Source organism: Pontiella desulfatans (assembly GCF_900890425.1).
Taxonomy (GTDB): domain Bacteria; phylum Verrucomicrobiota; class Kiritimatiellia; order Kiritimatiellales; family Pontiellaceae; genus Pontiella; species Pontiella desulfatans.
In genome coordinates this window covers 2,563,745-2,586,614 of record NZ_CAAHFG010000001.1, presented here as the reverse complement: position 1 = coordinate 2,586,614, position 22,870 = coordinate 2,563,745, and the positions used below count along the sequence as shown (strand labels likewise).

At 55.5% G+C, this 22,870-nt stretch carries 11 protein-coding genes and 1 pseudogene; 8 read left to right on the top strand and 4 right to left on the bottom strand.

All coding sequences use genetic code 11. The annotated features are described in order from the left end of the window. Positions 1-21: 21 nt before the first annotated feature. Positions 22-600: pseudogene (locus tag E9954_RS09110) on the bottom strand (IS630 family transposase); the annotation flags it as partial. Positions 601-1,924: 1,324 nt separating this feature from the next. On the opposite strand from E9954_RS09110, the gene E9954_RS09105 reads away from it, so the two are divergent. Together E9954_RS09105 and E9954_RS09100 are read left to right on the top strand one after the other, a co-directional pair. After that, positions 1,925-4,390, top strand: a complete 2,466-nt coding sequence (locus E9954_RS09105; protein ID WP_136078869.1) for a fibronectin type III domain-containing protein — start codon at positions 1,925-1,927, stop codon at positions 4,388-4,390. Positions 4,391-4,822: 432 nt separating this feature from the next. Further along, on the top strand, positions 4,823-5,182 hold the full coding sequence (locus tag E9954_RS09100; RefSeq protein WP_136078868.1) for a hypothetical protein: 360 nt from the start codon (positions 4,823-4,825) through the stop codon (positions 5,180-5,182). Between the two features lie 161 nt (positions 5,183-5,343). On the opposite strand, the gene E9954_RS09095 is transcribed toward E9954_RS09100, so the two are convergent. Beyond that, positions 5,344-6,464, bottom strand: a protein-coding gene (locus tag E9954_RS09095; RefSeq protein WP_407947718.1) for an IS3 family transposase whose coding sequence is annotated in 2 segments (ribosomal slippage) — positions 5,344-6,198 and positions 6,201-6,464 — 1,119 coding nt in all. Because the reading frame shifts where the segments join, the coding sequence is not laid out codon by codon here. A 102-nt stretch (positions 6,465-6,566) separates the two neighbouring features. Here E9954_RS09095 and E9954_RS32395 point away from each other — a divergent pair. Beyond that, positions 6,567-6,947: a PEP-CTERM sorting domain-containing protein gene (locus E9954_RS32395; RefSeq protein WP_168442111.1), complete on the top strand. Its 381-nt coding sequence runs from the start codon at positions 6,567-6,569 to the stop codon at positions 6,945-6,947. A 575-nt stretch (positions 6,948-7,522) separates the two neighbouring features. On the opposite strand, the gene istB is transcribed toward E9954_RS32395, so the two are convergent. Then, a complete protein-coding gene (istB, locus tag E9954_RS09085; RefSeq protein WP_136078866.1) occupies positions 7,523-8,305 on the bottom strand; it encodes an IS21-like element helper ATPase IstB in 783 nt (260 codons plus the stop codon). Continuing rightward, a complete protein-coding gene (gene istA / locus E9954_RS09080) occupies positions 8,302-9,792 on the bottom strand; it encodes an IS21 family transposase (protein ID WP_136078865.1) in 1,491 nt (496 codons plus the stop codon). The genes istB and istA overlap by 4 nt, the downstream gene beginning before the upstream one ends. A gap of 449 nt (positions 9,793-10,241) precedes the next feature. On the opposite strand from istA, the gene E9954_RS09075 reads away from it, so the two are divergent. The 5 genes from E9954_RS09075 to E9954_RS09055 are packed head-to-tail and all read left to right on the top strand — an operon-like array spanning position 10,242 to position 22,816. Further along, a complete protein-coding gene (locus tag E9954_RS09075) occupies positions 10,242-12,998 on the top strand; it encodes an alpha-L-rhamnosidase-related protein (RefSeq protein ID WP_136078864.1) in 2,757 nt (918 codons plus the stop codon). Then, the gene (locus E9954_RS09070; protein ID WP_136078863.1) at positions 12,995-15,952 is read left to right on the top strand and encodes a family 78 glycoside hydrolase catalytic domain; all 2,958 of its coding nucleotides are present in this window, start codon (positions 12,995-12,997) and stop codon (positions 15,950-15,952) included. The genes E9954_RS09075 and E9954_RS09070 overlap by 4 nt, the downstream gene beginning before the upstream one ends. A 46-nt stretch (positions 15,953-15,998) precedes the next feature. Continuing rightward, entirely contained in the window at positions 15,999-18,869 is a 2,871-nt protein-coding gene (locus tag E9954_RS09065) for a glycosyl hydrolase (protein WP_168442110.1), read from the top strand. A gap of 32 nt (positions 18,870-18,901) precedes the next feature. Further along, the gene (locus E9954_RS09060) at positions 18,902-21,352 is read left to right on the top strand and encodes a glycosyl hydrolase (RefSeq protein WP_136078861.1); all 2,451 of its coding nucleotides are present in this window, start codon (positions 18,902-18,904) and stop codon (positions 21,350-21,352) included. A gap of 27 nt (positions 21,353-21,379) precedes the next feature. Continuing rightward, on the top strand, positions 21,380-22,816 hold the full coding sequence (locus tag E9954_RS09055) for a sulfatase (RefSeq protein ID WP_222847119.1): 1,437 nt from the start codon (positions 21,380-21,382) through the stop codon (positions 22,814-22,816). The last annotated feature ends 54 nt before the right edge of the window (positions 22,817-22,870 follow it).

Sequence of the window (22,870 nt, the reverse complement as noted above, 5' to 3'; positions counted from 1 at the left end):
TATAACTAGAGCATTTACTGTTTAATTTGTCGCATAATCTGCATGACGGATTAGGTTCCAGCACTGTGCGGCTGTAAAACTTGGCAGGATTTCGGAGAGCGCATCAAAAAGCTCGCTGTACTCTCTTGCAATATGCTGGCGAAGTAATGCCTTGAGTTTTGAAAAGGCCATTTCAATGGGATTCAGATCCGGGCTGTAGGGAGGTAGATACATCAGCTCAGCCCCGACTTCCTCCAAGGCTTCGCGAACTCCAGGGGCATGGTGGGATGAAAGATTGTTGCAAACAACACGGTCACCCTCTTGAAGTTCCGGCGCAAGTACCTGTCTGACATAAACAAGGAACGCATGCCCGTTCATCGGCCCGTCCAGCAACCACGGAGCATGCAGACCATCAATCCGGAGCGCGGCAATGAAAGTATTGGTGTGCCAGTGGCCGTGCGGAACCCTGCAAATGCAACGCTTTGACAGCGGAGCCCGCCCATATCCTCGGGTCATTTTGGTATTCAGGCCGGGTTCGTCGATGAATACCAGCATAGCGGCCGGCCATTCCGGTTGCTGTGCTTTCCAGATCAGCCGCGCCAGACGAACATCTTCACGATCTTGCTCGCTGGCGTGAAGCGTTTTTTTTTAAAGCTTAGACCAAGCTTGTCGAGCTGCAGCCATTGTCGGCTATGTTCCTTCTCTTGAGCACGGTGGCGGGACGCTCTCCTATCTGTACCGCGCACGGAACGACGACTCCGGCCTTGATTATGTGGTGGAATCCACCACGAATCTCACAACCGGCGGATGGGTGCCCGCCGGTGGTACGGACAATGTGGATACCTCGGCAGGGGATTTCGATGAAGTTATCCATTCGGTTCCTGCGGACGAAACTCAGAACTTTTGCCGTTTGAGGATTACGAACCCATAACCCCAGAGCGGCTTCGCTGCAGCTTTGAACCGCAGAATATCGAACACGGAATGTCGACCGCAAAGCTCGCGAAGCCTGGACCCGTCTCCTTGGCGCACTTTGCGGCCTTCTGTAATCAAACTTGACTGGATATAATGGGGAGGGACTCATACGGAATTAATTGGAATAGAATGAGTTGTTCCGCCCAGCAGAAGAATGAATTGCCACACAATTGAGCAGCAATTGCGCACCAAAGAACCACAAAAAATGCAGGCGAGAGGGTCTTCGTGCTTTTTGTGCCTCTTGAACCACTCCTTCGACGTTATTCCTTTCAGGAATTATCGCTACGCGGGTGGCTAATAAATAGGAGTCAGGGCACTTTGGTATAAAGCGGAAATGGGACTGCTAAAGAACACCAGCGAGCGCTAATCCTATAATACCAGTCTCTAAAACATTCAGGTCCAAACGACTTGATTATTTCGCGCAGAGACGCAGGGATCGCAGCGTTACTACTATTAAATTTCCCTGCGCCCTCTGCGACTCTGCGCGAGACCAAATTATACCGCAAAGATTTAGCAAATGGTATAAAACGCAGTAGAAATGAAAACGGTGTTTTGAACAAGGATTGCAGTGCAATTGTTGAATTTCGGCCTTAACCCATTGGGTTATTTTTTGTTTTCTTCATTGAACCGCGACGTGGTCGCTATTTTCGTTGAAAATTATGCGTTGCGCTACCCTTCCCTTCGGGTTGCCGATTTCACCTCATCTACTTCGGTTTGAGCCCCTCGGAGTAGGCGTCTACGCCTTCGAGTCTCAAACCTTGTACCTGAGGCAAACTTGGCAACTGCATTTTTTAGGATAATGATATGCAGGTTCAAGGGGATGTTTTCGGGTTGTGGCGCAAATGGCCATAAAAATTGGCACAATCCGCCAAGCCGCTGTTTTCGTTTAGTGTTACGTTTTATCAAGTTATGGGTGGAACAGGTTTGTGGAGAGCCTGCCCAGTAATGAGAAATCGGAGACGAGGAGAACCAGATGAAAATAAAAGGAATAGCACTATTCGCGGCCCTGTTGGCCACAACGATCGGCGCGCAGGCGCAAATCGCCACGTATACTGTGGGTAGCTCAGGAGACGTGAGCCAGTTATATAGCTTTGGTTATGACGGCACAAACGTAACAGTGGCGGGCGGCATAGCGACCAACACCGGCTCGTTTACCGATGCCCAGGCGGGCGATGTCATTTCGTGGACCCTTACCGGGGCCACGGGGTGGAGCAGGGCAAATGCCCAAGCAAGCCACGCGGATTTTAACAGTTATGCGACAAATTTCACGTACGGACAGAACGTTGGTTATGATGCGGGTGATATTGGCGGAGTCAACGATAACAAGATCAATTCAGGCGAAGTGATGATTATTGACTTCGATGTGAGCGGGTTGCAGGCCGGATCGGTGCTCACGCTGGTTTCCACAGCTACTGCAAATGCGTCCGGCAGTTCCGGCGACTGGGTGCTCGTCGATACCAATGCGAATAAAGTGGTTCAGTCCAAATATGGAGTAAGCAAAGGAGCCGGCAGTTTTGGAGACTGGCAGGTGCTGAACAGCAGTTATCGCCTGTACTATGCCGGAGTTGCTGGAGGCTTCAGAGTGACCAGACTGACCGTCGATGTGGTTGACCTGCCGTCGACCAACGTGCCCCCACAGCTCGCGATCACCCCGAACAACTCCCGGCTTACGCTCAACTGGGACGACGATCCGAACCCGATTATGCTCGACCACTACGATCTCTACCGCTCGCTGACCTCCAACGAAGTGGATTTCGCGCTTCTGGCCAGTCCGGTCGACAGCGCATACACCGATCTGGCTGTCACCAACGGGGTGACTTACTACTACAAGGCAAAAGCCGTCGGCACCAACAGTGTCGAAACCGCTTTCGGCAACATGGTTTCGGGCACGCCGTCCATTCCCGTACCGGCGGGCCTGTCGGCAACGCCGCTCAATACGAAGGTGGCGTTGGACTGGAACAACTCGACCGATCCCCTGTTCGCCAGCTTCATGGTCTGGTCCAGCGAAGAGTCGGGTACGAACTACGTGGTCATCGCCTCCAACCTGACGGCCAGCGCCTATACGCACACCAACTTGATCAACGGCACCGCCAACTACTACGTAGTTCAGCAGGTGGACTCCAACAGCAACCTGTCCGCCCTGAGTGCGGAAGTTTCCGCCACGCCGGCCGTCCCCGTGCCGACAGGCCTGGCGGCGGTGCCTGACAATCAGGAGGTAGCTTTGGATTGGGATGCCTCGATTGATGACCTGTTCGCCAGCTTCAACGTCTGGCGCAGCCTCGAGTCGGGTGTCAACTACTCGAATATTGCCACTGTGACGACCAACGCCTACACCGACAACGATGTGACGAACAACGTGGTTTACTACTACAAAGTTTCGCAACTGGACACCGGTGCCAACGAATCCGCCCTGAGCGCGGCAGTCGCCGCGGAACCGGCCATCGGCCCGGTACTGATCGACTTCCGGAGCGCAAGCGGCGGAGCCGGCGGGACGCAGACCATCACCTTGAGCGATCTCGGAAATGATCCGGTCTCCTATGCCAACTCCTCTGCCTCGTTCGGCGGGGCCGGCCTCTCCTCTGCGGCCAAGGACAGTTTCACGGTGTCCACCGCCACCGGGAAGATCGTGATCAAAGGGCGCGCCTACAGTGATGACGGACCCTTGAACGACGGAAGCGACGATTTCCAGCCGCTGACCTGGAGCGGCGGCGACCTGACCAATACCTTTGAAGGCACCACCGGCTTATTCAACTCGTCGGATGACGGAACGGGCGTCCAGGATGTCTCGGGGTCCCTTGCCATTAATCCTGGCGAAGCCATCCTGATCCAGTTCGACCTGAGCGGGTTCACCAACGCGGCCGGAACCAGCCTGGTCATCAAGGAGGTCACCGGCGGAGCCGGTACCTTGTACCGGCGCAACTTCGATGTGGCGACGGGCGTTTCGGGCGCCGGCGAGGCCGTTCTGACGGGCGGTGAGGAAGGGGCGATCGTGGTTGAAGACGGCGACACCTTCGCATGGATGAATGCGGACCGTCTGGGAACCTTGACGATCGATATTGTTGAAATCTTGAGCGGCTACAATGCCTTCGCGGATCAGTATGGTCTGAATGAAGGGCCGGAAGGCGACGACGACGACGACGGCGTCAGCAACCTCGGCGAGTATGCCATCAACGGCAACCCGACCAACGCGGCCGACAGAGGACAGACCAGCCTCAGCCAGGATGGCACGACGTTTACCTATGTCTATGCCTCGAACTCGGTCGACAGCGCTTTGGTCTACCGTTTGATCGACACCACGAGTCTGACCGTTGGACCGTTCGGCACCAACAACAATACTGTAACGGGCACCGGACCGGTCGTCGATGACTATGCCCCGGTGACCAACACCTACAGCATCGTCGACGACACGCTGTTCATTAACCTCGAGGTTGAAAAATAACCTAAAACAGTGGTCTTTAGGTACAGAACGGCTGCGGCACATGCCGCAGCCGTTTTTGGTTGGCTCGTTCGAATGGCTGCGTAGCAGGTTTTCACCACAGAGCACTGAGGCACAGAGACGCGATGCGAGGCTGTTCACAGAACAGCAACGAACAACGTATGAACGGCACCTCAAAACTCCGTGCCTCTGTGCCCTCTAGCGAAGCGGGTGGTAATAAATGATTGTGTATTTAAGGTTCTGCAAAAAGAGAAAATCCATGGGTTCCCTGCTTTTGGCGCAAATGACCATACAATTTGGCGCAATCTGCAAAGCCTGTATGTGTAGATGTGCTATGTTATCCGTGTGTTGCAGAATACCGATTCGGTGAGAACCGGTGTTTTGGTGGCTGGAAATCAGTCAGGCAACGAAAAAGCATAAAAACGGAGAAAAAAGATGAAAAAAAGTATAAGTACAAAAATCATGACGGCGGCTCTGTTGCTGGGGATGGCAGGCGCTGCGCAGGCGGATGTGTTGTTGGATTTTTCCGGGGGGAGTGCCTTATCTGCGAATGGTAGTTCCTTTACCTACACGTTCTCAGATTTGAGTTCGGACCCGGTCACAATGACTCCGGGCACCGCTAACTCAGGAGCCTTGGATGGTACCAGAGATACGCTTTCTTATAGCCCGGTGGGAACATTCACGCTCTCAGTAACTGGCTATTTATCCATGAACACTGCAACTTGGAACCCGGGCACCGTAGATGCTTTGGGATTTAAGTTTAATGGCTTGATGTGCGCCTACCCCCAATCTTAAACCACGGATCGGTGAACTTAAGGTGGAACCTGCGGTTCCCTGTTCCGTGTTCTGGCGGCCAACGAGCCGCCCTTCCATGATGCCGTCGCGGAGCGGAGCCCGTCCCCGAAGGGGCGGCCCGGAGGGCCGAGGGCGGAGCGCAGCGACGGCATCACTTGCGATCATGTTCTGACTGCTCCTTCCATGAATACCTCGGCGGGGGTGCGTTTGTCCAGAGCGCTGTGCTTCCTCTCGTGGTTGTAATATTTAAAATAGCTGTCAAGGCCCCGATGCAACGCATGCCCGTCGGCATAGCATGCGGGATAGATTTTCTCATACTTCACCGACCACCACAGTCGTTCGATGAATACGTTGTCCAACGCCCGGCCTCGCCCGTCCATGCTGATGGTGATGTTCTCGTTTAACAGGACACCGGTGAAGGCGTTCGAGGTGAACTGGCTTCCTTGGTCGGTGTTGAATATCTCCGGATTCCCCTGCGTCAGCGCACGCTCCAGCGCATCAACGCAGAACGTGCTCTCCATGGTGCTTGAGAGCTCCCAGGCGAGCACATAGCGGCTGTACCAGTCGATTACGGCGGTCAGGTACATGTATCCATGCCGCATCGGGATGTAGGTGATGTCCGTACTCCAAACCTGGTTCACCCGTTCGATGTCCACATTGCGCAGCAAATAAGGGTAGATCTTGTGCCTCGGGGCGGGCTTGCTCGTGTGCGGACCGGGCGTGATGGCCTGAATCCCCATCAGCTGCATGAGGCGGGCGACCCGCTTGTGATTGACATCATAGTCTTGATCACGCAACCAGTCCGTCATGCGTGGATAGCCGAACTCCGGATGCCGGAGATACTGCTCGTCGATCAAACGCATCAGAAGCAGGTTCTCCGGCGTTTCCGGGGCGGGGTCGTAGTAGAAGCCCGATCTGGGGACGCCTGCGAGCCTACACTGCCGCCGAACCGAATAATCGGTGCCGGGCTCCACCCAGCTGCGGCGCGTTGAAAGCGGCAGGCTCATAGCTTTTTTTCGAGCCACTTCACGTCCATCTTCAGACGCCCGATCTCTTCGTAAAGTGGAGCCGTAAGCTCTTCTTCCGTTTGAGCCTGCTTCTTTTTCCCCGATGCAAAAAGATCCGGCGCATTCGAAAGCAACTGCTTCTTCCAATCCGAAATCTGGTTCGGATGGACCTGATATTCCGATGCCAGCTCCGCCAATGTCTTCACGCCCTTGATGGCCTCAATCGCCACCTTGGCCTTGAACTTGTCCGTGAATGTTCTTCGTTTTCTTCCCATTTCCATGCGTCCTTTTGTACCATGTTGAGGACGCAGGTTCCACTTAAGCCGGTGGTCCGAAAATCGGGGTTAAGCGCAATGGTAGACGCCTCCAATGGAGCAATGCGAAAGGGTGAAGCGCTCCTTTATACTGTCAGCATAGACTCTGCGTTGCAGTCTTACTTGAGTTCTAATGGCTACTCGTTACGTCTTACCGAGTTTACCGCCGGCATTGTTGATAACGCCTCCATACCGCTGTCGTTGTTCACTCAGGCCGGTGGTGCAACTGCTGTGGCTTCAGCTACGGATACAACGGCTGTGTCTGTTAATACGGTTCTGACAGATGGAATGCAGTTTGCTTTCGTACATGGTGGTAGCGGCAGTAGTGACGATGTCAGCCTGGCTAGCATAGCGGTAGACGTCATCCCGGAGCCGGCGACATTGGGGATGATTGCGGCCTCGGGGCTTGGTATTCTCTTTGTCCGCCGCCGGATCATGCTGTAAACCGAACGCGTACCTCTTCGAAGATGCCCCGTCATTAAGGCGGGGTCTTTTTTTGTTCATGACTTTTTTTGACCGCAAAGACGCTAAGAAACGGGTCTACGTAGATTATGGGAGCAATCCATAGCTCATGTGCCAACGGCACAACACAACTTAGCCTTGGACGCAGTCCAAGGGGTCTGGCGAAAGAGAAATATTTGCCCTGAATGGGCAACACAAGACGGCAGTTGTGCTGCCCCTACAGGGCAGAAACAGGGGGATGCCCCGAACCATAGGGCTTCGCCCCATGCTAAATTGTTTTGTGCCGTTGGCACATTTATCCCCACAAAATTCCACGAAGAACCTAAGAAACAAAGATCTCCCTTCCTTCGCGCCTTCGCGGTCATATGCCCGACGTTTATTCCCTGACGGTATACGAGCCTCCTTCGATGGGTACGAAAATATGCATTGAAATGTCGTTTTTTGCTGTTTTGGCACAAATAGCTGTAAACGCCGGTTGAAAAGTGCACCGGGCGGCGGCCCAAAAGTGTAACACTTTTTCGTTAATTACCCCGCTTCCTTGCGGGTGTCAATTGCTCCTACGGTTTCTTTGTTTTCTGCCGCTGTCCCCGGCGGCGCAATGAGTCCTGCAACCTGAAGCTTTCACCATTGGCCTCGAGGATATGGACCCGGTGGGTCAGGCGGTCGAGCAAGGCTCCGGTAAGCCGCTGGGAGCCCAGCACCTCCGTCCATGATTCGAAGGGCAGGTTCGTGGTCACCACGAGGCTGGTGCGTTCGTAGGCCCGGCTGACGACTTCGAAAAGCAGTTCAGCCCCCAGCTTGGAGAACGGAACGTAGCCGAGTTCATCGAGAACGAGCAGGTCGGAGCGCTCGAGTTGCTTGAAGAACCGGTCAAGCTGCCTTTCCTCCCGGCGTTCGAGCAACTGCGTGACCAGGGCGGTGACGCCGAAGAACCGCACCTTGAAGCCCATCTGGCAGGCGGCGAACGCCAAGGCGGTGGCGAGGTGGGTTTTTCCGGTTCCGCTGTTGCCGATCAGCAATACGTTCTCCCGCTCCTTGATAAACTCGCCGTGGGCAAGCTCCCGCACTAGCGGCTGGTTGATCGATGGCTGCTCCTCGAACCGGAAGCTATCGAGGGTTTTCACGACGGGGAAACGGGCGGACTTGAGCCGGCGTTCGGCGGCCCGTTGTTCCCGGTCATGAATCTCCTGTTCGATGAGCCGCAGCAGGTAGGTCGAGTAGTCGGCCCCTTCGGCCTGGCAGACCGAGGCCATCTTGCGGTGCTCCCGCAGGATACTCGGCAGCTTGAGCGTTTTGAGGTAGTGCTCCAGCAGTACGTGTGACGAGGTCTGTGCACTCATGCGCCCACCTCCTGTCCGAGCAGGCGATTGTAATCGGCCACATCTGCGCTGGCGACCTGCACGTGGCGTAGATGCTCGTGTCCATCCAGGTTGAACCGGGTGCATCGCCATTCCGGCCGGGGAATGAGGAACTGGGCAATGGCGTCTCGGGAGGAGGCCCCGCAACGCAGCCCCTGCTCAACGGCCCGGGCCAGTTCCTTGGGTGAATGCTTTTCGAGCAGACGCAGCACCTTGATGTACTCCCGGGTTCCTTCGCCATCGAGATCGGCCTCCAGCCTGCTGCGCAGATCCCGAAAGCAGGATGGCAGTTTCCAGTCTTCCAATGGCCGGGCGTGGTCGAGCCCGCCGGGCTTGCGTTCGAGCAGTGCGAGATAGTGCACGGGGTTGAAATGGACGCCGGCCTTGCCCCACAACCGGGGATGTTCGGCGATGCATTCATCGCCCCGGCAGACCACAATCCGGTCGATATAGCCCTTGACCACCGTTTCGTAGTGGGCGTAGCGCACGGGCACCGAATAATCGTTGCCGTCGAAACGCACGAGCGACAAGGAGCTGGCGGTGCAGGTTCGCACCCGGCAGGACTCGAACGGCACGACCGGCAGATCAATAAAACGGCCACGCTCATCGGCCAGCAACTGCCCCTTCGTTCCGTCCTTGCCCCGCAGTTTACGCCCAAGCTCCTCCCGGCAACGCTCTTCAAGCATGCGGTTGAGCTCATCAAAGCTACGAACCTCCGGCACCGGAACCATGAAGTTGGAACGAGTATAGCGCACCATCGATTCGACCACGCCCTTTTCGTTACCTCGGGCCACGTTGCAGAAGTGTTCCTTGAACAGATAGTGGCTCTGGAGCTGGAGGAACCCGTCGGTGAGCTTGCGTTGGTGGCGCTTCATCACCTTGGCCACCATCACCCGCTCGTTGTCGTAGCTGATACGGCAGGGTACGCCATCGAAAAAGGTGAAGGCCCTCACATGCCCATCCCAGAAAACCTCCGTGCAGATCTTTTCGTAGGCCTGCACATAAACCGCATCCGAATACGGCAGGCTCATCACAAAAAATGCGACCTTCCGAAGCTGGCCGTTTATTTTAGCGAGGGCATAGCCGAAATCCATCTGCGCCTCTCCGGGCCGATGGGCCAGCGGAATGTAGACATCCTTCAGACGCACCCGGGCGTTGCGCACGGCATCTTTCACCTGCGTATACCCGCCGGTGTATCCTTCCTCTTTCAGGCGATCAAAAATCCGCTTGGCCGTATGCCGTTGCTTTTTTGGCAACTCCCGGTCCTGCCGGAGAATCTCGTCGATCCGACCGAGAAACGGCCCGATCATGGGCTTCGGCCTCGGCTGGGCCATCCGGTATCCCGGAGGCTTGGGGTGCGCCAGAATCTTCTCCAGCGTCTTGGTGTGAATCCTGTACTCGGCCTTAACCTGTCGCTTGCTGACGCCTTCAACAAGCACCTTTCGTCTGATATCGGTCCACCATTGCATGTCTATGTACACTCCTTTACCTCCCGGTTCCGAAACGGTTAGGCAACCACGTTGCCCGATCCGTCCGGAAATCCGGAAGTTTTAGTTGGAGTGTTACACTTTTAGACCGCCCCGCCGCCCGGTGCACTTTTCAACCGGCGTTTACAGAAAGCGGTTGAGTATATTCACCACAATCCCGTTGCGGCCACGCTCTGTTCAGCTCCGGAAGATTGGCGTTGGTCGAGTGCTGGGAGCGCCGACGTCCTTGTCGGCACACGTCATGAAGAAGCCGACGGGGACGTCGGCGCTCCCGGGAGGTTCGCATGAGTTTCCAATTTGACCTACCTGATATCCTCGGCGGAACAACAACATCACCCAAGATTCCACTTGATGCCATTCGAAGAAAGCGTCAGGAGTTCGGGCGATCATTTTAACCACTTAAACACCTTACAGACAGGGAGATAAATGCAATGAGAAAGAAATTATCACATCTTTTTTGGCCTATTGAGGGCTGGAAATGGATCCTGCTTTTACTGACCGGCGGAATGTCGGTTTATGCGCAACCCTCGGCGCTTCGCTGCGAATACCTGGAGAACCCGCTGGGAATTGACGTCCGCGAACCCCGTTTAAGCTGGGTGGTGCCCAGTATGGTGCGAGGAGACATGCAGACGGCCTATCAAATCAATGTTTCCAGCACACCGGACGGCAAGGGCGACTTGTGGGACAGCGGCAAGGTGGAATCCGACGAATCAATTCATGTAAAATACCGGGGAAAACCCTTAACGTCCGGGCAGCGCTGCTACTGGACGGTGGAAACCTTTGGCAAAGACGGCGCGTCGCACGGAATCAGTGAGCAGGCGACCTGGACGATGGGACTGCTGGAACCGTCGGCCTGGAAGGGGCCGTGGATCCACGCCGCAGGCGCTCCGGCCACCGCGCATGTTTGGTATCGGAAAAAGGTGGTTCTGGACCGCGATGCCGATGCCGCGTTTGCGTATGTGGCATCACGCGGATTCCATGAGCTGTACGTCAATGGAAAGAAGGTAGATGACCGGTTGATGGCACCTACTTTAACCTCGCTGGATAAGCGGATTCACTACGTAACCTACGACATTTCGGAATTCTTAGAGAAAGGGGAGAATGTCATTGCCGTCTGGTACGGGCCGGGCTGGACGACCTTCGGGAGTTATAAAAAAGGGTTCCGGGGCATCCGGGCCCAGATCAATATCGAGTCCAAAGGCAAAACGGTTTCGATTCCTTCTGATGCAAGCTGGAAGTGGAAGCTGAGCTCCAGTGAGCATGTCGGCGGCTGGGGCCATCGACATGCGGGGGGCGATAAGGTTGTGGCCAACCGTTTGGAGCCGGATTGGAATGTGGTTGGATACGACGACGGTTCATGGAGCCATGCTGCGGAGTCAGACTTTGACACAACGCTGGTCGCTGAGATGATTAATCCGGATCGGATGATTGAAACCATTCCGGTCACAGCGGTCGAAAAGGTTGGTGATTCCTATCAGATCAGTCTGGCCAAAAACTTCACCGGCTTCATTGAGGTTGCGCTCAAGGGCGAACCGAATACCGACGCCGTCATCAAAATCAAGGATGACCGGAAGGATGATCCCAATGGCGAATACGGCGAATTCGGACAGACGGGTTATTTTACTTTTGATGAGAAGGGCGAGGGCGTTTTTCGCAACCGCTTTAATTATATGGCCGGCTGCGAGATCGAAATCAGCAGGGTGACGGCAAAACCGGAGCTCAAGGCGTTTGCGGTCAGTAATGACTTCAAGCAACGCGGCGCGTTTGAGTCGTCCAATGAGCTGCTGAACAAAATCTACGAAACGGATCTATGGACCTTCCGGGCGAACACGTTGAACGGCGTGACAATGGATTGCCCGCACCGCGAGCGGCTCGGGTACGGAGAGGTGGCGTTTGCCACCTGCTGGGGGATCGGACTGCCCAACTATGAGGCCGGCTCCTACTATACAAAAATGATTCAGGGATGGATGGATGTGCAGCACCCCGACGGCAATATCTATTTTGTGGCTCCGACGCCGAATAAAACCTGGGGCGGCCCGCTGTGGAGCAGCGCGCCGGTGACTCTCACCTATGAGCTGTACCGGGCGTATGGCGACAAAGGCATCATTGAAAAATCCTATCCGACGATGAAAAAGTGGCTCGATTTCCTGAACGGGAACCTTTCTGAAGGCATTCTGGCTGTCTACGACGGTGGCAACCGTTTTCTCGGCGAATGGAGTGCCCCCAACGGGCGCAAGAACAACGGGAAAACTCAGGAAGCGGTGCTGTTCAACAACTGTGTCTACGCCATGATTCTCGATATGTTTGTGGAGATGGCCGACGCCGTTGGGAACAGGGCCGATGCCGAAGAATACGCGGCGCGGCTGAGCGCGTTGCGAACGCATGTGCATCAGGCATTTTTCGACGAAGAGCAAAACCATTACATCAACACGATTCAGACGCATCAGGCTCTGCCGCTGTTGTCCGGTGTTACGCCGCCTGAAAAACGCGCGGCGGTCATGAAGGTTTTTGAAAAGGAGATTCTCGAAACCACGCCGTATCTGGATATGGGCAGTTCCGGCCTTCCGGTTCTCTTGAAATTCCTGATCGAGGAAGCGCAGCGGAGCGATATCGTTTACACGCATCTGAACAAAACAACACATCCCTCTTACGGATACTTCCTGAGCCGGGGCGAGACGACCTGGCCGGAATACTGGAGCAGCGACAAGGCGAGTAAAATCCATACCTGCTATACAGGGATCGCCGCGTTTTTCCAGAAAGGCGCGCTCGGCATTCAGACGGATGCGTCCGCAGTCGGGTTTAAACATTTTAAGGTAAAGCCCGGCGTGTTCGGCGATTTGGACTGGGCTCAGGGCAGTGCGTTTTCAATGTACGGAACCATCCGCACGGCCTGGAAAAAAGAGAAGGACGGCCGCTTTACCTTAAACGTGACGGTGCCCGGCAATACGACGGCCGATATTTACCTCCCGAAACCGGAATGTGCAAACCGCAAATGGGCGATCCATGAAGGGCTGGGCGTTTGCTGGAAGAACGGTGTTTACGTGGATGGAGTTCCCGGGATTACGGGAGCCAACGAAGAAGACTATTTTGTCATTGTTCATGTGGGCAGTGGAGAATACCGATTTGAAGCCGGATTCTTTGATGGCGAAGAGGCGGAAGGAAACGTCAAACAGCGGAGAAGTAAATGAATTTAAGGTTATCCAGCCTAATCAGGCTTTCAGTTCTGGTTTTTATAATACAGGTCTGCGCATTCGGGCAGGTTCAGGTTGCGGACTTGCGCTGCGAATATGCGGTTGATCCCCTAGGGGTTGATGTTGCCCATCCCGGACTGGGCTGGCGGATCGAGTCGGATGGGATGGGGCAGAAGCAGACGGCCTATCAAATCGTGGTTGCGAGCTCTCTGGAAAAGCTGAAAGGGGACGAGGGTGACCTGTGGGACTCGGGCAAGGTGAGCTCCGGACAGACTCTTCATATCCCGTATTCAGGCTCCGAGCTACAGAGCGGCATGGAGTGCCACTGGAAAGTCCGGGTTTGGGACAAGGACGGATCGCAAAGCGAGTGGAGTGCTCCATCGAAATGGGTGATGGGCATGCTCAATCCAGGCGATTGGACGGCCAAATGGATTAAAGCGCCGCACCCCAAACTCGACGGCCTTAAGATTATCTCTGCCACCTACGGCGATTCCAAAGGCAAAGAGACGATCGATGTGAAGGAGTTGCTGGAGGCCCTGCTTGAGCAAAACAAGCCGATCACCGTCAGCTCCAAGACGTTCGGCGGGGGCAAAAAGGCTAACAATTATGTGCTGAATGTGGAGTATGAACTGAAGGGGACAAAACATAAGCTGACGGTCAATTCCAAGGATGTCGTTGCTTTCGATGAACAATCCCGGAAGGGCAAAGCTGCTCCGCATTTCCGGAAGGCATTCGTGTTGAATGGCGTTCCGGATTCAGCGCGGATCACGGTCAATGCGGCAGCGTTTTTTGAGCTGTTCGTTAATGGGGAAAAGGTTGGGCAGGATGTCCTGACCCCGGCTATTGCTGCCGTAAAGAAACGAAGCTTCTCTGTCACCTACGATATACAGCCCTATCTGAAGAAGGGAAACAACTGCATCGGGTTATGGGTGGGGCATTGGGACGGGCCGTTCTCTAATGAGGTTAAGGTGCGTGCCCAGCTCGCCGCGGTGGTCAATGGCAAGCCCTTCGCCCTCAGTACCGATGAATCGTGGGAAACCCGCAACAGCGGACGCTACACCACCAAAAGCGGCAGCTTTGGTGGAGAACTCGTGGACGCCCGCGAACTCGTGCCCGACTGGAGTTTGCCCGGCAGCACCTCAAAAGGATGGAGTCCGGCGGTGGTGGATAAGGGCGATATGGGCAAAAGCGAAAACCAATCCTGTCCCCTGAACCGCATCGGAAAAGTCATTCCCGCCGTCTCCGTTAAGGCCATCGGCAAGGGGCTCTATGAGATCGATTTCGGTACCGCACTGACGGGGTGGTGCCGCTTGAAGATGCCTCGGCTCCAACCGGGGACGACGGTGACCATGACCTTTGCCGATAACAAATCCCCCGACCAAGATAGTAAGATGGAGAAGCTCGGCGTCTCGGGCTGGTACCAGACCTTCGGGCAGGTCAGTCGGTTTATCTCCGCCGGCCAGTCCGATGAAGTCTTCCAACACCGGTTTAACTACGCCGCTTTCCGTTATGTGGTTGTTGAGGGGCTTCCCGCAGCACCGAAGGTTTCGGATGCCACGGCCATGTTGGTTGAATCCGATCTGGAACCGGTTGGGGCTTTCGAGTGTTCCAATGAGCTCCTGAACCGGATCTTCGACCTAAACGAATGGACGCTGCGCTGCCTGAACCTCGGCGGTCAGTCTGTGGATTGTCCGCACCGCGAGCGCAAGGGTTACGGCGGCGATGGCCAGACGCCGGTCGAGGGAGTTATGACCGGGTTCAGGGCCGACGGCTTTTTCCGTAAATGGCTGACGGACTGGAAGCATGTTCAAAAAGCGGACGGCAGCCTACCCAATACTGCGCCGCAGGGATTTGGCGGTGGTGGGCCGGCGTGGGGCGGCTTTGTGGCGGCGGTGACCTGGCGCCATTATCTCTATTACGGCGACAGAAGGGTATTGGAGGAAAACTACGATACCGTCCGTAAATATGTTGAATATATGGAGGAGGTCAGCCGGAACAATGGGGATATCCTTACCGGAAAGACGGGAAGGTTCAGTTTTATCGGAGACTGGGTTGCTCCCGGCCGGGGGATGGACTCCAAAAACATGCCCAGCCATGAGGCCCGGGAAATCTTCAACAACTGCTACCGGATCTACCACCTGCAGCTCTACATGAAGATGGCCCACGCCTTGGGCAAAGATGCCGAAGTCGCTAAATACCAAAAGGTGATCGAAAAAATCCGTCCGATCATCCACAAGCAATTCTACGATGCCGACTCGGGAACCTATGTCTACGACCAGCAGGCTTACTACATCCTGCCGCTGATGACCGGCGTCGTTCCCGAAGCCCTGAGGTCAAAGGTACTCAAGGATCTGGAGAAAAACATCCTGGTTACCCGGGACGGCCATCTGGATACCGGCCTGCTGGGCACCTACTTCCTGCTGGAATACCTGCGTGAAATCGGCCGGAGCGACCTGCTCTTTACCATCTTCAACCAAACAACCTATCCCGGCTGGGGCTACATGCTGGAGCAGGGCGCCACGACGGTATGGGAGCAATGGAACGGGCACTGGTCGCATATCCATTCCTGTTTCCCATCGGCCAACAACTGGCTTTATCAGGGGCTTGGCGGAATCCAGGCCGACCCGGCGGGGCCGGGCTTTAAAAAATTTATTGTCAAACCGGAGATCGTCGGTGACGTCATCTGGGTGAAGGCGTATCATGACTCTCCGTATGGCCGGATCGTCAGCAACTGGAAACGGGAGGAGGGCTCCTTCACCATGAAGGTTACTGTTCCGCCCAACAGCACAGGCACCGTTTATGTTCCGGCCACTTCGAGTGCTTCCGTCATGGTAAACGGCAAGGCGGTGGCAAAAAACGCGTATGTAACATTTATCAGGCAAGAGCAGGGTCGGTTTGTCTTCAATGTTGAACCCGGCACCTATACCATTGTTTCGAAATGGGATGATTAATAAAAATGTTGGAATAACAAAGCATTGAGCCAAGGACTGGATGGGAATGTTTAAAGCACTGTTTTATATTTTAGCCTTATCGGTAGTCAGTGCGAATGCACAGACATTGAGTGAGTCCTTCCGGGAGCCGCCCGACGCGATGCGCCCGTGGGTGTTCTGGCACTGGACTAACGGGAACGTAACCCGCGATGGCATCACGAAAGATCTGGAAGCCATGAAGGATGTGGGCATAGGCGGGGTGATCACCTTCCAGTTGAGCGGGCCCAAGTGGGCGCCACCGGGGCCGCTCAAATTTGATCAGCAAAGCCAGGTGCCGATGATCAAGTGGGCAGCACAAGAAGCACGGCGGCTTGGAATCGATTTCTCGTTGGTCGTTGATTTTGGCTACGGCAGCGGCGGCCCGCACATCACGCCCGATCTATCGATGCAGCAGCTGTATCGTTCGGAGATGCCGGTCAACGGTGGCCAGAGGGTCAACGTTAAACTGCCGCGTCCCAACCTCGAGGCGACGAAAAAGCAAGAGCTGAAGAAAGCGTGGTTTCGTCCCGGCGATGGGTTCAATCCCAAGGTGCTCGATGCGTTGTCGGAAACGGATTCCTATCGGGATATCGCCATCTTTGCTGTTCCTGCCGAAAACACAGCGAACATAAAGCAGTTGGAACAGTATGACGGGATGTCGTGGACGCCTCCGAAAAAGCCGCTGGACAAAAAGCTTACCGCTTTGGCGGGGGATGAGATTATCGACCTGACCGACAACGTGAACGAAAACGGCGAGTTGGAATGGGATGCGCCCATGGGCAACTGGACGGTCGTGCGGCTCGGTTATGGAAGCACCTTCAAATGCACCCGGCCTTGTCCTGCCCCGGAGGTTGGGTTGGAATGCGACCGCCTGCATCCCCGGGGCATTGATGCGCATTTTGACCATCGCCTCAAGCCGGTGCTTGATGCAGCAAAAGCGGATAACCTCATCGACTATATTTTCATTGATAGCTGGGAAGCGCACAGCCAGAACTGGACGAAGGACTTTGACGAAGAATTCCGCAAGCGACGCGGTTATGACCTGCGCCCCTGGCTTCCTGTTCTGGCGGGACGGGTGGTGGTGGACGCCGACCAAAGCGAACGTTTCCTCTGGGATTTCAGGCAGACCATCGGCGAAACCATGCTGGTGAATTATCTCGATCAGCTCGAAGAACGGTTGAAGCCCTATGGAACGAAGCTCTTTTTCGAACCCTATGGAAGCATGTGTGCCGACAGTCTGGTTTGGGCGGGCCGGGGCGCCTTTCCGGTCGGTGAATTCTGGTCGAATGACAAGAAGGTTCCTGAGGTTCCGGGGCAACCGGCGCAGCTGAATGAAAACAACTGGAACCTCACCATGAAAGGTTTTTCCTCCATTGCCAATACCTATGGAAAACCGCGGGTCGGTGCCGAGGCCTTTACCGGGCAACGCGGCTGGAGCGACCATCCATATTTGATTAAAGGCATGGGCGACCATGCCTTCAGCGAGGGCGTCAGCCATATCATTTTTCATCTTTCGGCTCATCAACCCTACGACCAGATGAAACCGGGCATCACCCACCGCAAATGGGGGCAGCATTTTCACCGCCACCAAACGTGGTGGGATTTCAGCAAGCCCTACATGACCTATCTGGCCCGTTGCCAAACCCTGCTGCAGGCGGGTCGGCGGGTGGCGGATGTCGCCGTCCTCTATAACGAGGGCGCACCGCTCTATCTGAGAAACACCCAGTTTTCTTTGCCGCCTGGTTATGACTTTGATTTGTGCACGCCGGAGATCATTCAGCGGATGTCGGTGGAAGACGGTGATCTTGTTTTGCCAACGGGGGTGCACTACCGCTATCTGGAAATACAGCCCGAAAAACTGACCCTTTCTACCGCGAAAAAGATCGAGGCGTTGCGCCAGGCCGGGGCAACGATATACACCCGCTCAAAAGTTGAAGGCACGCCGGGGTTGGCCGGATTTCCTGACTCAAATATCGAGGTGCAACGGCTGGCGGCCCAATGGCCGGTGCTACCGAAAGGCGACTGGAGCAAGGTCTTTGCCTCTGAGCAGATCCTACCCGATTTTACGGGCGGTTCCATTCGCTGGCTCCATCGCCGCACCGCCGATGCCGACATCTATTTTGTGGCCAACACCTCCTATGAATCCATTCGCAAGGCCTGTCTCTTCCGTATTGCAGAGCGGGTGCCGGAGCTGTGGAATCCGGAAACGGGCGAGCGGTTCAAGCTGCCCTTCGAGCGTCTGGCAGACCGGCGTGTGCGGGCGACGATTGAATTTGATCCGGCGCAGAGCTGGTTTGTTGTTTTCAAGGATGCCGTGTCAGCGCCGGAAGCCGATCCTTTCCCGGACTATCGAACGGTTCAGGAAATCAAAGGCCCCTGGCAGCTGACGTTCGACCCGGATTGGGGCACGGATAAAACCATCGACCTTTCATCACTGGAGAGCTGGACAGAAAGCGAAGATCCGCTCGTGCGCTATTATTCGGGAACCGCCGTCTATCGCACCTCCTTCCAGCTCGATGAAGAGTCGATTGGAGCAGCTTCGATCGACCTCGGTCGCGTCGAAGTCATGGCCCGCGTTATCCTGAACGGCAACGATCTCGGCATGGTCTGGAAGCCGCCGTATCGAATAAAGGCCGCGGATGCGCTCAAACCCGGAAAAAATCAATTGGAAATCCATGTGGTCAACACCTGGGCCAACCGGATGATCGGCGACGAGCAACTCCCATTGGATTCGGAATGGAAAGATTGGGAAACCCTGACGGGCTGGCCGGAATGGTTCCTTAACGGCGAGGAAAGGCCATCCGGCCGTTACACCTTCACCACCGCTCGGCACTACAAGAAAGACTCAACGTTGCAGCCCTCCGGCCTGCTGGGCCCGGTGCGTCTAGTAATAGAGTAAATAATCGATCACCTGAAAGTCCCGAGTTCAACATGACTAAATATATATGCATGGTTCTAGCGTTTCTTCTTTCCAACGTTAATGCGCAGACGCTGGATCAATCTTTTCGGAATCCGCCGGAGTCCACCAAGCCATGGTGCTACTGGTACTGGATCGATGGCGATGTAACGAAAGAGGGTATCACCAAGGATCTGGAAGCGATGGCCGAGGTGGGGATCAGTCGGGTGATGATCGGCAACGTTACGCTGAATAAAAAAACGGGCCCGCTGAAAATGCTGTCGCCGGATTGGATGGAAACCACCCGCCATGCATTCTCCGAAGCCAAGCGGGTGGGCGTTGACCTGTATATGTTCAACGGCCCGGGCTGGAGCCAGTCCGGCGGCCCCTGGATCAAACCGGAGCAGTCGATGCGGCGCGTAACCTGGCATGAGCTTGTTGCCAAAGGCGGCGCGTTTTCCAAAAATATCCGCCCGAAAGGAATGGACGCCGGCCAGGATATTGCGGTGTTGGCGATGCCGAATTTGGATGGGGTTTCGCTCGAAGGCGAAATGCTGGAGGGAAAGTTGTTTTTTACCCACCATGAGCCCTTCACGGCGCGTGCGCTACGGGTAAATGGCGATCTGCAAGGAAAGCTCTTTGCGTTGATCGACGGAGAACGCAAATGGATCGCAGATATCCATGCTGAGAAGGGGAATTCGAAAACCGATTTTTTGGCCGATGCAGATCAAACGTTCAGCTTTGCGGACACCGCAGCCCGAACCTTTGAATTCATCCTTCAGAAGTCGCCTAAAAAGAAAACGAAGAAGAAAGGTTCCGGGGCGGGGCCTGCAAAGGTGGTGCTGACTTCTGTACCTACCGTTGCCCAGGTTGCGAATAAGCAGATGGGGCGTATGCACCCCACGCCGGCTCCAACGTGGGAATCCTATGTTTTTACAGATACCGTCGAGCCCTCGGACCAGTCGGTGTTGGTTCAACAATGTCAGATCATCAATCTGACTGATCAGCTTCAAGAAGATGGAATGCTGAGCTGCAAGCTGCCGGCAGGAAACTGGAACATCATCTATTTCGGCATGGAGACCACGGGCAAGCAGAACCATCCCGCCCCGCCGGAAGCTACGGGACTCGAAGTTGATAAAATGAACAAAGCCCATGTGCGGCATCACTTCAACGGTATGTTCAGCGAGCTCATCAAAAACATGGGGCCTGAAGAAAAGGCCGCGTTCAAAGGGATCACTATCGACAGTTATGAAGTCGGCGCGCAAAACTGGACGGATGGGTTTGCCGCTGAATTTGAAAAACGCAACGGATATGATCCAATCAAGCTGCTGCCGGTGATGACCGGCGCGGTGATCGACAGTGCCGCTCTGTCGGATCGCTTTCTCTGGGATCTCCGCCGGACGGTCGCCGATATGATTGCGGAGAATTATGTTGGTGAACTGCGGGACTGCGCCCATGAACATGGGCTGGCGCTTTGGTGCGAAAACTACGGCCACTGGGGATTCCCCGCCGAGTTCCTGCTCTATGGCGGCCATGCCGATGAAGTTGGGGGGGAATTCTGGGTGACCCCGAAGGATCGCGGCACCATCGAGTGCCGGGCGGCCAGCTCTGCGGCGCACATTTACGGTAAACGCCGGGTCTATGCGGAAGCCTTCACGAACCGCCTGATGCCCGATCCGCCCTTTTCGTTCAAAGCCCGGGGCGAGGAGCTGTTCTGCGAGGGGATCAACCATTTTGTGCTGCATGTCTACGTGCATCAGCCCCGCGATGGTGAGCCGGGAAAGAATCCATGGTTCGGCACGCCGTTCCATCGCAACACACCTTGGTTCAAGGATTCCAAGGATTGGATCACCTATCTGCGACGCTGCCACTATATGCTGCAGCAGGGGGATCCGGCTGCTGATGTGGCGGTATACATCGGAGACTTTGCTCCGCAGATGACCGGCCCCGCCAACCCGGTGCCGGGCGGTTATGATTATGACTACATCAATTCCGACGTCATTCTACGGCGGCTGCAGGTGGTGGATGGCGAGTGGGTGGTTTTTGATGAGGACGATCCCAAGCGGATTGCCGCCCGTTACCGCGTATTGGCGATGCCAACCGTAAAACATATTCGACCCCAGGTGCTGGCGCGGCTCGAAGAGTTGAGGCGGGCAGGCGGCCGAACGGTTGATTCGGTACCGGTCTCTGCTTCGATGCTGGAGGATGCCGGTGTTGCGCCGATGGTTTCCAATGCAAGCTTTCCGCTGCGCTGGACGGCTCGCCGCCTTGAAGATGGCATGGTTTTCTTCCTCTCTAATTTCGGTGAAACCGGCAGGTGTGAAGTTACCCTGCGCGCATCCGGAGAGCGGGTTGAGCTGTTTAATCCCGTTACGGGCGCGATCAGCACCCCGCAGCGGGTTTCTAAGGAAAGCGGCGGAATCCGGGTTGGCTTTGATGTAGGGAAGAAGGATGATTCCTGCTTTGTTGTGGTGCGTGGTAAATAGATGGATATGAACGATAGGATATAAAGCATGAAAAATAATATGGCTCATCTGGTTGTACTGTTGCTGTGGGGCATGGCCTCCTGTGCCCATGCCATCGAAGAAACCCGACCCAATGTACTGCTGATTGCGGTGGATGACCTGAACGACTGGATCGGCTGCATGGGCGGGCATCCGCAGGCGCAGACGCCCAACATGGATCGACTGGCGAAGCTCGGAGTTTTGTTTACCAATGCCCATTGCCAGTCGCCGGTGTGCAATCCGTCGCGAGCGAGTATGATGAGCGGGCTCTATCCGGAAACCACCGGCATCTATTTCCTGAACCCGCCGCCGAAGGAATCCCCGGTGCTCCAAAAAACAGTGATGATGCCGCAGCGTTTCGAGACGGAAGGCTATTTCGTGTCGGGAGCCGGCAAGCTGTTCCACAACGGGGGAAAGCAGAATGAAACGTATGTGCCGAACTATGGCGGATCATTCGGCGGGTTTGGGCCGTTCCCCAAAAAGAAGCTTTCTTCGTTCCCGGGGGTAAAGCTCTGGGATTGGGGCGCGTTTCCTGAACGCGATGACCAAATGCCGGACCACAAAGTCGCGGACTGGGCGGTCGGGCAACTGAAGCAGGAGTTTGACCGCCCGTTTTTCCTGGCGGTCGGCTTTGTAACTCCGCACGTCCCGCAATACACGCCGCAAAAATGGATCGATCTCTATCCGCTCGAAGACCTGCAATGCCCGGAAATCCGGGAAGACGATCTGGAGGACATTTCGCAATATGCCATTAATCTTACCAGCCTGAACCATGTTGCGCCGACCCATGCGTGGGTCGAGGAAAACGATCAATGGAAGCCGTTGGTGCAGACCTATCTGGCGTGTGTGTCGTTCATGGATGCGCAGGTTGGGCGGGTGCTCGACGCATTGGAAAAAAGCCCGTATGCGGACAATACCCTGATTGTGTTTTTCAGCGACCACGGCTTCCACCTAGGAGAAAAGGAGCATTGGGCCAAGCGAACCATCTGGCAGGATGGGGCGGGCGTTCCGCTGATCGTGGCGGGCCCCGGCGTGGCTAGTGGCGCAATGTGCGACAAGCCCGTTCAGTTGCTGGACATCTACCCGACGCTGCTGGCCGCCGGTGGATTGGCCCCAAACCCATTGCACGAAGGGCATTCCCTGAAACCTTTGTTGAACAACCCGGCTGCCGACTGGCCGCATGTTGCGCGTAGCAGCTTCGGCCCCGGCAATGTGGCCATCGTGTCGGAGGGCTTCCGCTACATCCGCTACAACGACGGTAGCGAGGAACTATACGATCGGAAGAAGGATCCCCACGAGTGGAACAACCAGTCGAATGCCCCCGAGCGGAAGGCGGTGATTGAGTGGCACCGCAACCAACTGCCTGCGGACTACCACCCGGTGCTGGGTAAAAGTTCGACCGGGCACAAAGCATTTAAGGCATCTGAAGAAAGGAAGTCGAAATGAATAAAACCGTGAAGCGATTTGCCATCGGCTGCGTACTATTCATATAAAAACTAT